Annotated in this window: 11 protein-coding genes; 8 read left to right on the plus strand and 3 right to left on the minus strand. The window is 49.0% G+C overall.

Annotation, left to right across the window (positions count from 1 at the left end; genetic code table 11):
• Positions 1-126 precede the first annotated feature (126 nt).
• Complete coding sequence (gene mngA, locus AB0763_RS16270) at positions 127-2,058, minus strand: PTS 2-O-a-mannosyl-D-glycerate transporter subunit IIABC (protein WP_306099501.1); 1,932 nt, start codon at positions 2,056-2,058, stop codon at positions 127-129.
• Positions 2,059-2,309: 251 nt separating this feature from the next.
• Between mngA and AB0763_RS16275 the strand changes: the two genes are divergently transcribed.
• A complete protein-coding gene (locus AB0763_RS16275) occupies positions 2,310-3,029 on the plus strand; it encodes a GntR family transcriptional regulator (RefSeq protein ID WP_306099502.1) in 720 nt (239 codons plus the stop codon).
• Positions 3,030-3,032: 3 nt separating this feature from the next.
• Here the strand turns inward: AB0763_RS16275 and AB0763_RS16280 are convergent, their stop codons facing one another.
• Both AB0763_RS16280 and AB0763_RS16285 read right to left on the minus strand, forming a co-directional pair.
• Entirely contained in the window at positions 3,033-3,956 is a 924-nt protein-coding gene (locus AB0763_RS16280; RefSeq protein ID WP_306099503.1) for an endonuclease/exonuclease/phosphatase family protein, read from the minus strand.
• 133 nt (positions 3,957-4,089) lie between these two features.
• Complete coding sequence (locus AB0763_RS16285; protein ID WP_306099504.1) at positions 4,090-5,532, minus strand: sugar porter family MFS transporter; 1,443 nt, start codon at positions 5,530-5,532, stop codon at positions 4,090-4,092.
• A 587-nt stretch (positions 5,533-6,119) separates the two neighbouring features.
• On the opposite strand from AB0763_RS16285, the gene iolE reads away from it, so the two are divergent.
• The 7 genes from iolE to AB0763_RS16320 all read left to right on the plus strand — a co-directional run bounded on the left by iolE (position 6,120) and on the right by AB0763_RS16320 (position 13,913).
• The gene (gene iolE / locus AB0763_RS16290) at positions 6,120-7,013 is read left to right on the plus strand and encodes a myo-inosose-2 dehydratase (RefSeq protein WP_306099505.1); all 894 of its coding nucleotides are present in this window, start codon (positions 6,120-6,122) and stop codon (positions 7,011-7,013) included.
• A gap of 96 nt (positions 7,014-7,109) precedes the next feature.
• Positions 7,110-8,981, plus strand: coding sequence for a 3D-(3,5/4)-trihydroxycyclohexane-1,2-dione acylhydrolase (decyclizing) (iolD, locus tag AB0763_RS16295; RefSeq protein ID WP_306099506.1), 1,872 nt, complete (start codon positions 7,110-7,112; stop codon positions 8,979-8,981).
• 46 nt (positions 8,982-9,027) lie between these two features.
• Positions 9,028-10,203 (plus strand): Gfo/Idh/MocA family protein, encoded by a 1,176-nt coding sequence (locus AB0763_RS16300; RefSeq protein WP_306099507.1) that lies wholly within the window; start codon positions 9,028-9,030, stop codon positions 10,201-10,203.
• Positions 10,204-10,217: 14 nt separating this feature from the next.
• Positions 10,218-11,219 (plus strand): 5-dehydro-2-deoxygluconokinase, encoded by a 1,002-nt coding sequence (iolC, locus tag AB0763_RS16305; RefSeq protein ID WP_306099508.1) that lies wholly within the window; start codon positions 10,218-10,220, stop codon positions 11,217-11,219.
• 100 nt (positions 11,220-11,319) lie between these two features.
• Positions 11,320-12,189 carry a 5-deoxy-glucuronate isomerase gene (locus tag AB0763_RS16310; protein WP_306099544.1) on the plus strand — a complete coding sequence of 290 codons (870 nt, stop codon included), beginning with the start codon at positions 11,320-11,322 and terminating at the stop codon, positions 12,187-12,189.
• Between the two features lie 9 nt (positions 12,190-12,198).
• Positions 12,199-13,026 carry a class II fructose-bisphosphate aldolase gene (locus AB0763_RS16315; protein WP_306099509.1) on the plus strand — a complete coding sequence of 276 codons (828 nt, stop codon included), beginning with the start codon at positions 12,199-12,201 and terminating at the stop codon, positions 13,024-13,026.
• A 50-nt stretch (positions 13,027-13,076) separates the two neighbouring features.
• Positions 13,077-13,913: a MurR/RpiR family transcriptional regulator gene (locus AB0763_RS16320; protein WP_306099510.1), complete on the plus strand. Its 837-nt coding sequence runs from the start codon at positions 13,077-13,079 to the stop codon at positions 13,911-13,913.
• Positions 13,914-14,012 lie beyond the last annotated feature (99 nt).

The following is a 14,012-nucleotide window of genomic DNA, read 5'->3' on the forward strand; positions in this document are numbered from 1 at the left end:
GTTTGTTTGTAAATCAAATTCTCATCGAGAGATGAATCTTGTATCGATAACCATTGTGAAAAGCATCGGCCATCACAGGCTAAGGAGTTGTCTCAGAGTTGACAGTCAGAACTCTGAGACAGGGTGTTACTGCGCTGTTGATTGAGCAGAAAATTTACCGTTTTTCACCGCATGGGCACGCCAAGTGATCAATGTGAGCGTCGAGATAATCGCGCCGATGACGGCTGCGCCAAACCAGATAGCAGCGGCTAAGAAAGCCCCAACGCCAGCGTCGTGAAGCAAGAAGATAGAGAAGATCCCAGCCCCAGGTGTTGACAAACCTAAACCGGCTGCGCCAACCATTGCGCCTGTGACCACGGAGCCGAGTAAGAACGAACCAATCACACGAATCGGATCTTCAATCGCCATTGGAATGGCCCCTTCGGTGATCCCAGCCAGACCAAGTAACCAAGTGGACTTACCGGTTTCAATTTCAAAATCTTTAAATAAACGCGGTGCCATTAGTGTTGAGGCGGTCACGGTAAAGGCCGAGACCATTTTCACCGCGCCAAAGATGGCGTATGGGCCGTAGACACCATTGGCCATAGCGCCAAGACAAAAAGCATAAGCGGCTTTATTGACCGGGCCACCAAGGTCAAAGGAAACAAAGAAGCCAATCACAGCACCGAGTAAAATCGCATTGGTCCCCGACATGCCATTCAGCCAATCGGTTAAGCCTTGGTTTAACCAAGCGACCGGTTTACCGATGACAAACAGCATCAATGAGCCAGCGACTAAGGTGCCGATAACCGGATAGAGGTAGAAGGTTAAGAAGCCATTAAACGCTGGGGTCAGACGCACGTTTTGTTTTACCCAACGCATGACGTAACCGGCCAGTATTCCGCCGACAACACCGCCTAAAAAGCCAGAGCCAATCAGGTTGGCTGCGATACCGGCGGCAAAGCCTGGCCCAAGAGCGGGTTTATCCGCTAAAGAATAAGCCGTATAAGCGGCCAGTACCGGTACCATTAAGGTGCCAAGCAAGCCACCACCGAGTTTGCGATACATCCATAGCCAAGAGCCTTCTTCGGCGTACAAATCTTGTAGGTCAAACATTTGTGCGAGTAACACGGCAACGGCCAACACGGTGCCGCCGGCGACAATTAAGGGCACAGCGTAAGAAATACCGGACAGCAGTGCTTGCTTAAGCTCGGTTTTGAGACCGAGTTTTTTCGGCGTTTGTGTTTCGCTGTGGGTTTTACGAGTGCCTGTATCACGGTTACCCGCGTCGAGTGCCTCATTTAAAATGCGCTCAGCGTGTCGAATCGGTTCAGCTACCGGCACTTCAACTCGAGGGATGCCTTCGAAGCGCTCAATTTCTTTGATGGCCACTTCGGCCGCGAAGACCACTGCCGTCGCTTCATTGAGCTGTGCGGCGGTTAAGCGGTCTTCAATACCATTGGCGCCTTGTTTTTCAACGTGTACGTTAATACCGAGTTTGGCACCGGTTTTTTCCAAATACTCAGCGGCCATATACGTGTGGGCAATTCCGGCTGGGCAAGCGGTGACACAGACAACGGTTGGGTTATTTGTATTTGATTTGTATTCTTTTATCTGTTCATCATCTTGTGAATCGAGCAGTGAGAGGATCTCTTCTGCGCTGGTGGCCTTGAGCACGGCGTCTCTAATATCATCGTCGACAAGTGTGGTGGTTAGGCTGGTCAAAAGTTGCATGTGGGTTGATCCAGCTTCGGCATTGGGAATCGCGATTAAGAAGATAAGATTGACATCTTCTTCTTCATCGAGACCTTGCCATTTCACGTCTTCTCTTAGTGTTGCAACGGCGAAAGCCGCTTCCTTAACCGCATCGGTTTTACCGTGAGGGACAGCTAAGCCTTCACCTAGTGCGGTCGGGCCTTCTTCCTCACGGGTAAAAACGGCGTCTAAAAAAGCCGCTTTGTCGTGTAATTTTCCTTGCTGATCCAACTGCTCAGCAAGATGGTTTATCGCGTCTTCACGACTGGTAAATGTCGTTTGTAGGGTGATCAGCGATGGGTGGGTAATAGATGATAATTTCATTCTTGTTGTCCCAATCTTGTATTGTTTTGTTTCGCGATAATAATACCAATCTAAGTCAAGTTTTCTGTGATCTTGATCTTATTTGTATTAAATAGGTATTTATTGTTTTTGTCAATGATCTGAGTTTTGGGTTATTTGACTGTTATTGGTATTGGTATACGGGTAAAACATTTATCATCTAACGATTGAATGTTAGTGGCTTACCTTTATAGAATAGACCCTAATAAAGAGTTGAGAAGATTGAGGTAATCATGGCAAGACTGCCAATGTATCGACAGATTGCAGATGCGATAAGAGAACGGATCAGTGATGGTATTTATGAGGTCGGGACGGCCTTACCGACAGAAGCTCAATTGCGTGAAGATTTTGCTTGCAGTCGAGTGACAGTAAGGCAAGCCTTAAAGCTTTTGATTGAAAATGGCGAATTAGAGAGTGTGCAAGGCAGCGGCACTTACGTCAAAGAGCAAAAAGTTAATTATGACATCTACCAACAAAGTAGTTTTGCCGAGAAATGGGCTCACCTTAACGCTGATATTCACAGTGATGTGCTCACCTTCGAAGTGGTGAAAGCCACATTGAGTTTAGCGGAGCTGTTGAATGTGCAGGAAAATGAGGTCTTGTATCATGTGATCCGGGTTCGTTACTTAGACAAAAAACCCATTACTGTGGAGGAAACCTGGTTACCGACATCGTTGTTTCCCGACTTAACCTATCAAGTGATGCAAGGCTCTAAATATCATTACATAGAGAAGACGAAAGGGTTAACGATTGATAGAAGTGAACAAGAAATCATTCCTGTCTTGCCGCCTGCAGACATCGCCGATTTATTACACATCGATCCTGGGCAACCCATTATTGAAAAGCGCAACCGCGGTTTTTTAAATGGCGATGTGGTGTTTGAATACAGTCGCAACTATTTTAAAACCACCGATTATAAATTTACTTTAGTGGCTAAGCGGCATAAACGATAAGTGTTACAAAGCCATGGCAAAAGTGGCGGCAATAAAGGCGTGATCGCTGGCTTGGCGGTCACGCTCGTAAATGGGGTTTACCAAATGCTGGTCGCAGACCCGGTAATCGATCAACGTGGCGACTGAGCGAGGGTGGGCGGGGTCAAACTCTTGTGAACAAAGAATATAATCCAACACATTCCCTTTGGCAAAATGATAGTGAGTGGCGCGGCGCTCAGAGGGGGCTTGAAGGCGTTGCTGCCAACAATCCTTGAGTGCTAAAGCGTCGAGCTCAGTTGAAGGGTTATCGACTAAGGCTTGAGTGATACTACTGTCTAAAGATTGATTAAAGTCACCGACTAAGAGGGTGGGCATTGGCTCTTTTTGGTATTGACGGTTGGCCAATAGACGCAACATGACCGCTTCTTGCCCGCGCTGCTGGTGAGAGAGCCAGCGTGCCATTATCGGGTCGTCTTGATCATCCATTGGCCGTTGTGATTTTAAATGGCAGACGTAAACCGCCACGTTTCCAAACAGAGGCACGTCGACCGTTGCAAACAAAGGCGTTCGGCTAAACGGGGTAAATGAAGCGGGCAGTGCATCAAGACGTTGGCTCTCTAGCCCGGATACTTGCGTTATTGGATAACGGCTTGCTAGAGCCACCACAGGTTGAGAATAAATATAATCACTTTCGACGTGTGGGGTATCGACGGTGGCGAAAAAAGGGTAGCCAATGGCTTGGCATAAACGCTGACACTCATCGGCACTGAACACTTCTTGAAAACCGATCATATCGGCGTCTAGCTCGCGCAACTGGGCTTGAGTCCAGCGGCATTTTTCTTGCCACTGCTCGCGCTCGTAAATATTGTCGAATTGATAATAAGCGTTCGGCGGTGCTAAAAAATTAAGCAGATTGGCACTGGCGATGGTGAGTGTCGGTTGAGACAAAAGGGCTCCTTGAGCGGGTGTTTGATTATAGTGTAGCAAAAAATCCCTCGTCATTAAGGGCGGTGTTACTTAATCGGGCAACAAAAAAACAGAGTCAATGACTCTGTTTTTAAGCTTGAGTGATGAATGCGGATCAGACTTGAACCTCAGCCGATGCGGCTTTTGACTCCTTGCCCAATTTTTTTGCCATGGTGTCTTCCATTTTCTCTAAGCTAATGCCTTTGGTTTCAGGTACATACTTAACCACCACCAACATACACAGAATCGACAGGCCAGCGAAAAGCCAGAATGAGAACGCGCCGTTAAATTCACTTTGCAAATACGCATTGTCATTGAGCATCGGGAAGGTTTGGGTGACGACGAAGCCAGTAAACCACTGTGCGCCTACCGCAATCGACATGGCCCGTGTGCGAATGCTGTTCGGGAAGATCTCTGAGATAATGGTCCAACACGCGCAGCCCCACGACAACGCATAAGACACTACGTAAAGACACAAAGCAAAGAGCGCCGCGTAGCCTGTGGTATTGCTGTATAGGACTTGAGCCACAATCAGCATGCCGATGGCACAGCCAATGGTGCCGTACTTCATTAGAGGTAGGCGGCCGACACGGTCAATTAAATACATACCCAACGCATTACCCGCGATGAACACCACCCCGATAAACGTGGTTTGGAATAAGGCGCTTTCGGTTGATCCAGTAATGGGTTTGAGGATCTCTGGGCTGTAGTACAAAATCACATTAATGCCGGTTAATTGTTGCGCCGCCGCAATAAAGGTACCAATGATTAAAATGGCGAATAAAATCGGCGAGCGCAGGCTCACTTGTTTGCCATCTGCAGAGTTAGCGCTGAGCAACGATTGCTGGATCTCTTTGATGAGGCGATCGGCATGCTCTGGATTGGAAATTCGAGATAGGGTTTTCTTAGCATCAGCCAGACGATTTTGTAGCACCAACCAACGCGGTGATTCAGGGATCAAAAACAGCAAACAGGCGAACAAGACAGCCGGGACCACTTCTGATGCCAGCATCCAGCGCCAGCCTAAATCCGTCAGCCAAGCTTCAGACATCCCTTTTGAGATTAAGTAGTTAACATAAAAAACCCCGGTTTGACCCACCACAGCAGATTGCTGAAACATGCTGACCGCGCGGCCGCGAAAATCCTTCGGCGCCACTTCAGACATGTACATCGGCGAGACCACACACGCGAGGCCGACGGCGACACCGCCTATAATACGCAGCCAGATATAAAAGCTAAAATTGGGGGCAACCGCTGAGCCTACGGCCGAAACGATAAATAAAATGGAGGCGATGAAAAGGGTTTTTCGTCGTCCGTAACGCAAGGCACACCAACCGGCGCTGACCGCACCAACGATACACCCCAATACCACACTTGAGACTGCCCAGCCGGTTTCAATCGAAGACAGTGAAAAGTATTCGCGAATAGGGCCAATCGCCCCTGAAATTACCCCAGTATCATAGCCAAGTAAGATCCCGCCGAGCGCGGCGATGGAGCATATCCTAATGATATAGGCAAAGTTGTGTTTGTACTTCTTTGTCTGAGTTGTCGTTTCCATGTTTTGTTTCCTTTTGTGGAGTTACTTAACCTCGAGACCGATGAACGGTGGAGGAAAGCCATGTCCCACTCGATGTAGGGTACGAGTTTGGGCGCTATACCAGTGTCATTCAATCGCGGCTTATTACCACTAGGTTAATCGACCGCACACTTTCATTAGACTGGTATGACCAAAGCAATGAGTTTGTGTTTGAAAATTATTTTTCATTGCTGGTTTTTCAATCATAAGGAATCGCGAGCTTTAAAACCAAGGCTAAATGTTAAATTTTGTTAAAAACGTTAATTGGATCAAGTTTTAGTAAATATTTTTCATCGCAACGATTTTGATTAAGTTATTGTTTTTATTTGTTTTTGTAAAAACGTGATCCCAGGTAAAAATCAATAAAAACCCTTGTTGCACATGGCTTTGTTTCATTTTTTTACTGTGGTTATTTTTGTTATTGTTAATTGAAAAATATTTTTCATTTTCTAATTTTTTCAGGTAGGGTTATTGGCAGTGAAGCAAACTTTGAACACGTGCCCTACAACACTCGTTTTGTTTGATTCCTGGCTTAAACACATTGATAAAAAAATCGTTGGAGAAAAAAAATGAGCAACGTGAAGTATGGAATTAGCCCTTTAACATGGACCAATGACGACATGCCAGAGCTTGGCGGAGAGATCCCATTGGAAACCTGCTTAAGTGAAATTGCGCAATCTGGATTTACTGGCACCGAAATGGGCACAAAATACCCAAGAGATCCTGAGGTTCTCGTGCCTTTACTCAACAAGCACGGATTAGAACTGGCGTCGGGCTGGTTTAGCGGCAATTTAATGATCAACACCCCTGAACAAGAAATTGACGCCATGCAATCTCACATCGCTTTGTTAAAAGCAGCAGGTTGTAAAGCCATGGTTTACGGTGAAGTGAGCAACAGCGTCCACGGTGATATTCGTATTCCACTCTCAAAACGCGTGATCCTGACCCCAGCACAATGGCAAGAATACGGCGACAAAATCACCAAAGTTGGCGATTACCTGCTCAATGAACACGATATCAAGCTCTCTTTTCATCACCATGTCGGCACCATTTGTGAAAGCGAAGACGACATCAATATGTTGATGGAGTGCACCGGTGAGTCGGTCTTTTTAACCCTAGATACTGGCCACATTACCTATGGTGGTGGTAACCCCGTCAAGATGATTGAACGTTGGGGACATCGCATTGGGCATATGCATTTTAAAGATCTGCGCCTCGCGGTGATGGAAAAAGCCCGTAACGCGGATAAATCGTTTTTAGATGCGGTACTCGATGGTGTCTTTACCGTACCGGGTACCGGCGATGTGGATTACGACGACGTGTTTGCTGCTTTAAAAGCGCGCGATTATTCCGGTTGGCTACTGGTGGAAGCCGAACAAGACCCGGCTAAAGCGCATCCATTGACTTACGCTAAGACCGGCTACCAAAACATCACCGGTTACGCGCAAAAATACGGACTTTAAACACCCAGATGAGACAGGGTGACTCTCATTCACTCTGTCGCATCTCACTGAACAGAACTGGCACGAACTCAGTCAACACAAAGTTGGAGTGACTCAATGGAAACGTTGCGATTAACAGTAGCAGAGGCGCTAGCAAAATACCTAGCGGCACAAAAAATTCTTATCGATGGTCAGGTAGAGCAATTGTTTGGTGCTGCTTTCGCCATCTTTGGCCATGGTAATGTAACTTGCTTTGGCCAGCAGTTAAAAAATATTGAAGACCAAATACCGACCTGGCGCGGTCAAAACGAACAATCGATGGCGACGGCAGCCATTGCCTACGCCAAAGCCAATCGCAGACAGCGTATTGGTATTGCCACCAGCTCAATTGGCCCAGGCTCAACCAATATGGTGACCGCAGCCGGTATCGCACATACCAACCGTTTACCCGTGCTGCTCATCTCCGGTGACGCCTACGTCAGCCGTTTGCCGGATCCGGTCTTGCAACAGCCAGAAAACTTTAATGATCCGTCTGTGACCTGTAGCGATACCTTTAAGCCGTTAACCCGTTACTGGGACCGCATTATTTCGCCGACCCAATTAATGCACTCGCTGCCTCAAGCGATTGACACCATGTTAGATCCCGAAACCTGCGGCCCGGCGTTTATCGGTCTGCCACAAGACATTCAAGGGGTTGCTTATGATTTCCCAGTGGCTTTCTTTGCCGAAAAAATTCACCGAATTCGCCGCCCAGAAGCCGAGCGAGTCGAGCTTGAACAAGCGGCCGAAGTCTTAAAACAGGCCAAGAATCCTTTGATTATTGCCGGCGGCGGCGTGCATTACTCCTTGGCCACTCAAACCCTGGCTGAATTTGCCAGCCAACACAATATCCCAGTGGTCGAAACCATTGCCGGCCGCGCCTGCTTGTTGCAAGACAACCCGCTCAATGCCGGGCCGATTGGGGTCACGGGCTCAGATTCGGCCAACCACATGGCGGCCAAAGCCGATGTTGTCTTGGCGATCGGTACCCGTCTACAAGACTTTACCACCGGCTCATGGACGGTATTTCGCAACGAGAAGATGCGCCTTATCACACTCAATGTGGCGCGCTTTGATGCGATTAAACACGGCGCATTGACCATTCGTGCCGATGCGCAGCGCGGTTTGATCGGCTTGTCAGAGCAATTAGGTGACTTTCAAGCAGACCAAGCTTGGGCCAAAGAAGCGAAAACCCAAGCCGAGCAATGGAAAGCACAGGTGCATCAACGCACTCACCCCAAAGAGGGCGAGTTGCTGCCAGGGCTGGGGTCGTATGCGCAAGTCATCGGCAAAGTCAATCGTGCCATGGAGCCAGGGGATACGGTATTGACCGCCGCGGGTGGCTTGCCGGCAGAGCTGTCCATGAACTGGCAAAACTACCAAATTGGCAAGTTTGATATCGAATTTGGCTTCTCTTGCATGGGGTATGAAATCGCCGGCGGTTGGGGGGCTAAAATTGCCAACCCAGATAACGATGTGGTGGTGTTAGTCGGTGATGGCTCTTATTTGATTCAAAACTCAGACATTTATTCATCGGTGTTAACCGGTCATAAAATGATTGTGGTCGTGTGTGATAACGGCGGTTTTGCGGTGATCAACAAATTGCAAAACAACACGGGTAATGCGTCGTTTAACAACCTACTCGACGATTGTCGCCGCCCAGATGGGGAAACCGCGCGAGTCGACTTTGCGATGCACGCTCGTGCCCAAGGGGCGATCAGTGAAAAATTAACCTCGGTGGAAGAATTTGATGCCGCTTTTGCCAGAGCCAAAGCCGCCGACCGCACTTATGTCATCGTGGTCGATATCGATCCGGTTTCGCCTGCGGCGTGGTCGAAATGCGATTGTTGGTGGGAAGTTGGCCTACCTGAAGTGACCGATAACCCAGAGACAGAGAAAAAAGTGGCCGACTGGCAAGAAGGCCGAGTGAATCAGCGCCGCGGCGTTTAACCGGCGAGTGAATATCGGGCTTCAAAGCGTCGATAAGGAGACAGACATGTTTAATGAAGAAATCAAATTGGACGCACCGCTGCGCTGGGCGATGGTGGGCGGTGGCCGCGGCAGTCAAATCGGCTACTCACATCGCAACGCCGCCACACGAGATGGCTTATTTCAATTGGTGGCCGGGGCATTTGATATCAATGCTGAGCGCGGCCGTGAATTTGGCGTCAATCTAGGGCTAGACCCAGAGCGTTGTTACGCCGATTACCAAACCCTATTTGAGCAAGAATCGCAAAGAGAAGACGGCATTCAAGTGGTGTCGGTTGCCACGCCAAACTTTACTCACTATGAGATTTGCAAAGCCGCGCTTGAGGCCAAGTTACACGTGGTGTGCGAAAAACCCATTACGTTTTCGACTGAGCAAGCACTCGAGCTCAAAGCCATTGCACAGCGCAACCAGTGTTTGCTCGCGGTGATGTACGGTTACAGCGGATTTCCTATGGTGCACCAGGCCAAAGAAATGGTAGCTCGCGGTGAGCTTGGCGACATTCGCATCGTCAACACTCAGTTTGCTCATGGCTTTAATAACGAAGAGTACGAAAAAAACGACCCAGGCCTAAAATGGCGAGTTCAACCTGAAACCTCGGGCCCTACGTTTGTCTTGGCTGACGTCGGCACACACGCCTTCTTTTTGGCTGAATTTATCACTGGGCTCAAGTTAGAGCGCCTAGCCTGTATGCGCCAAAGCTTCATTGCTTCAAGAGCGCCACTCGAAGACAACGCCCATGTGATGATGCAATTTGACAATGGTGCTGTCGGTACCTTGTGGGCGTCATCGGTCAATGCAGGCTCGATGCATCAACAGAAGATCCGCATTGTCGGCGCAAAGGCCTCACTGGAATGGTGGGATGAATACCCAAACCAACTGCGTTTTGAGCAACAAGGCAAACCGGTGCAGATCTTAGAGCGAGGGATGGATTACCTGCACAAAGAGAACGAGGGCGTCAATACCAATCGCGTCGGCGGTGGTCACAGTGAAGGCTACTTCGACTCATGGGCCAACTTATATCGCCGTTACGCATTTGCGTTTGATGCGGCGAATCGAGATGACCAACAAGCACTATCAAACGCGTGGTTTCCCGATATCGATGCGGGGATCAATGGGGTGCGCTTGTGTGAAAAATGTGTCGAATCGGCCGATGCCGGTGCCATCTGGGTCGACATGCAATAACGTTGAGGTGAACAATGACAAGTTTTACATTTGAAGAACAACGCCCATTGGACGCCATTGTCCTTGGCCGAGCTGGCGTCGATTTGTACGCGCGTGAAGCCAATACCGACATGGCCGATATCTCGGGATTTAATATGTTTGTCGGCGGCTCGGCGGCCAATATAGCGGTTGGCATCAGTAAATTAGGCGGGCGCGTTGGCTTTATTAGCTGCGTGGCACAAGATGCCTTTGGCGACTACGTAAAACGCTATATGAGTCAGCAAAACATTGATCTAACCGGCATGAAAAGCGATGCCAGTGGCTCGCGTACCTCCGTGGCCTTTACCGAAATGAAGCCCAAAGACTGTACGGTCCTGATTTATCGCAACAACGCCTCAGATTTGACACTGGCGCCAGAAGACATTGATCAAAACTACCTAGCAACAGCGAAAGTCTTGGTGGTGACAGGCACCGCGTTAGCACAAAGCCCGAGCCGTGAGGCAACCTTGCTGGCGATGGAGTGTGCGCGCAAAGTGAACACCAAAGTGGTCTTGGATGTCGATTACCGTCCTTACTCTTGGCGCAGCGATGTCGATGCGGCCCTGTACTACGATGTTGCCGCGGGGTTGGCCGATATCGTGATTGGCAACCGCGAAGAGTTTGACATGATGGAAACCATTGAAGCGCCAGGCAACGGTGATGATGACCAGACCGCCGCTCGCTTTCTGAGAAAGCACACTCAGGTGGTGGTGATCAAAGCTGGTGAGCTGGGCTCAAAAGTCTACTCGCGGGATCAAGAAAAGTTTGCCCAGGGCATTTTCAAAGTCACAGCCAATAAGCCGTTTGGCTCGGGTGATGCGTTCGCTGCCGGTCTGATTTGGACGTTGACACACGGTGGCAGCTTAGAAGAAGGCGTTCGCAATGGCTCTGCGGCCGCGGCCATCAATGTCAGTGGCGACAGTTGCACTGAGGCCATGCCGAGCAAAGACGCGCTGTTTGAGTTTATTGCCAACCACACTGAAAAGCACCGCGGCTAATAATCACTCTTATTATGAAGACACAACGGTCGCCATTGGCTTAGCAAGTGAAGCACAACGCTCGAGTCAATGGATACCGTCAAACGAGAAGGACAATACCATGGGTAAGCATATTCCCCCTTTTGATAACCAAAACCAGCCAATTATTGATATTAACGATGACGTGACGCCGCTGTGTTATTTCAATCAAGTGTATCTCAAACAAAGCGAGCAATTTGACCATCTTGTCGAAGGGTATGAGAGCGTGATCGTGTTAGCGGGTGGGACCTGTTCCATCCAGGTGAGTAATGGCAGTGACGTTGTCACTTACGATAACATTGGCCAGCGTAAATCCGTCTGGGAAGGCAACCCCGAATCGGTTTATGTGCCGGTGGGGTATCGCGCTCAAATCACCTGCGTTAGTGAGCAAGCCGACATCATGATTGCCGGTGGCAAATTTGAGGCGTCACTCACGCCATTTTGCGTGCGCCAAGACGAGGTCGACATTGTTCAATATGGCTCCGATGACACCAAAACCCATCGCAAAATTAAACACGTTCTCGGCCAGTCAAACTCTGAGCAAAGAGGGCGCTTGTTGGTCAGTGAGCTCTTTACCGTCGGCGCAGGTGGCTGGTCAGGCTTTCCGCCGCATAAACACGACGTCGATCGCGTTAAGCCCGATGGCAGTCGCGAAACCAAGTACGACGAAGTGTATCAATTTCGCTTCAATCCAGACTTTGGCTTTGGCGCGCAATTTCTTTACGAACACGAAGACGACTATGGCCCAGTGTATCACGTCCGCACGGGCTCTGTGATTGCCATCGATAAAGGCTACCACCCAAGCGTTGCGGCACCGGGCTATGAGATGTACTACTTCACCATCATTGTCGGTGCGACCGATAAATCACTGATGCAACACTTTGACCCTAATCACGAATATCAAGTTGAAACCATTCCCGGTATCAAAGATATGATTGCCAAATTCAAGTAAGGAAACACTATGTTGGTATCGTTAAAAGAATTATTACCAGAGGCGGCCAGTAGCAATTATTCTGTGCCTTGTTTTAACGTGTTTGGCTATGAAGACGCAAAAGCCGTGGTGCAAGCGGCAGAAGAGACCGGCCATCCGGTGATCATCGCCTGCAATAAAGACGTGGCGGACTTTTATGGCGTTGAAACCGCGGCGGCGATGTTTTTAAACTTGGCTCATCAGGCCAGTGTCCCCGTGTGCTTGCACCTTGATCACACGTATCAAGAAGACATCGTATTTCGCGCGTTAAAAGCCGGCTTTAGTTCGGTGATGTTCGATGGATCTCAATTGCCATTGGAAGAAAACATTACTCGCACGAAAAAAGTCGTTGAAGTGGCTCACGCCCTCGGTGCATCGGTTGAGGGAGAAGTGGGGTCGGTACCTTATGATGAAGGGCGCGATCACATCAAAACCATTTACACCGAGCCTGAAGATGCCCAGCGTTTTGTCAATGAAACCGGGGTCGATTGTGTGGCGATTTCGATTGGCAACATTCACCGTTTGACCGAGCCGACCAGCACGATAGATTTTGGCCGCTTAGATCGCATTGCTGGCCTGGTCGAGGTACCATTAGTGATCCATGGGACCAGTGGTATTCGCGACGAAGACATTGTCAAACTCAAACAAAGTCGCGTGGCGAAATTTAATATTGGCACTTGTTTACGACAAGCCCTTGGCCACAATTTGCGTCAATACATGAATGAAGAAGTCGCTAAGTTTGACCGCATTTACTTTATGCAAAAAGCCATGCCTCACGTGCAACAAGAGGCTAAGCGCAACTTTGAATTGTTGTTTTAAGCCTGAGTGCTACGACCTGCAACAAGACACGTTAACCAAAAGGGGTAACCATGACAGATCAAAATATTGCCATGCCACAAGATCTCGACAGCTTAAAAGAGATCATTGCCAAGCGCTATAACGAACTCAGCGTTCGTCTACAGCAAGTGGCTAATTTTGTCAGTGAGCACCCCATGCTTGTTGCGGTAGAAACAATGGCCACCATTGCCCATCAAGCCAATGTGCCTCTTTCGACGTTAAGCCGCTTTGCCAATGCAATGGGCTTTGATGGCTTTTCGTCGATGCAGGCCCTGTTTAAAGAGCAATACCTCAATCGCCCCCGTGATTATAAGCAAAGAGTGTTAAAAGCACGGGAGATGGAGGAGATCGCCCACGATTCACCCCAAGCGATCTTTCAAGATTTTGGCACGGCCAACCTTGAAGCGATGGAGCATTTACAGCATTCGGTGTCGCCCGCCAAACTCGACCGAGCGGTGCAGGTGTTAGATCAAGCGCAAACCATTTACATACAAGGTACTCGCCGTGCTTACCCGGTGGCGTTTTACTTGTATTATGCCTTGATGAAGTCGGACAAAAACGTGGTGTTACTCGATGATCACGGTGGCATGTTAGGCCCGCGTTCGCAGCAAATGACCAGCAAGGATGTGCTTTTTGCCATCACGTTTAATCCGTATGCCCAAGAAACGTCCTCTTTGATCGACGGGGCGGTCGACAAGCAAGTGCCAATCGTGTGCATTACCGATAATCAGGTCACCTCGCACGGCAGTAAAATGACGGTGTGTTTTGAAGTCGAAGAGGGAGAGCTGATGGGCTTTCGCTCCTTGAGTGCCTCGATGTACTTAGCTCAGGCCATTGCGATCAGTTTGACCTGCCATCAAGTCAAATAGCACCCAAAACGTAACAATAACCATAACAACGACTGCCCAACCTCCAAGGTTGCGGCGCCAATAACGTCTATCCAATGTCTAAAAAGACAGAAGGGATCT

This window comes from Vibrio sp. HB236076 (genome assembly GCF_040957575.1).
GTDB lineage: Bacteria > Pseudomonadota > Gammaproteobacteria > Enterobacterales > Vibrionaceae > Vibrio.

Coding starts and splice junctions, on each gene's coding strand:
- mngA (WP_306099501.1), bottom strand. CDS start 2,058: ATGAAATTATCATCTATTACCCACCCATCGCTGATCACCCTACAAACG.
- AB0763_RS16275 (WP_306099502.1), top strand. CDS start 2,310: ATGGCAAGACTGCCAATGTATCGACAGATTGCAGATGCGATAAGAGAA.
- AB0763_RS16285 (WP_306099504.1), bottom strand. CDS start 5,532: ATGGAAACGACAACTCAGACAAAGAAGTACAAACACAACTTTGCCTAT.
- iolE (WP_306099505.1), top strand. CDS start 6,120: ATGAGCAACGTGAAGTATGGAATTAGCCCTTTAACATGGACCAATGAC.
- iolD (WP_306099506.1), top strand. CDS start 7,110: ATGGAAACGTTGCGATTAACAGTAGCAGAGGCGCTAGCAAAATACCTA.
- AB0763_RS16300 (WP_306099507.1), top strand. CDS start 9,028: ATGTTTAATGAAGAAATCAAATTGGACGCACCGCTGCGCTGGGCGATG.
- iolC (WP_306099508.1), top strand. CDS start 10,218: ATGACAAGTTTTACATTTGAAGAACAACGCCCATTGGACGCCATTGTC.
- AB0763_RS16310 (WP_306099544.1), top strand. CDS start 11,320: ATGGGTAAGCATATTCCCCCTTTTGATAACCAAAACCAGCCAATTATT.
- AB0763_RS16315 (WP_306099509.1), top strand. CDS start 12,199: ATGTTGGTATCGTTAAAAGAATTATTACCAGAGGCGGCCAGTAGCAAT.
- AB0763_RS16320 (WP_306099510.1), top strand. CDS start 13,077: ATGACAGATCAAAATATTGCCATGCCACAAGATCTCGACAGCTTAAAA.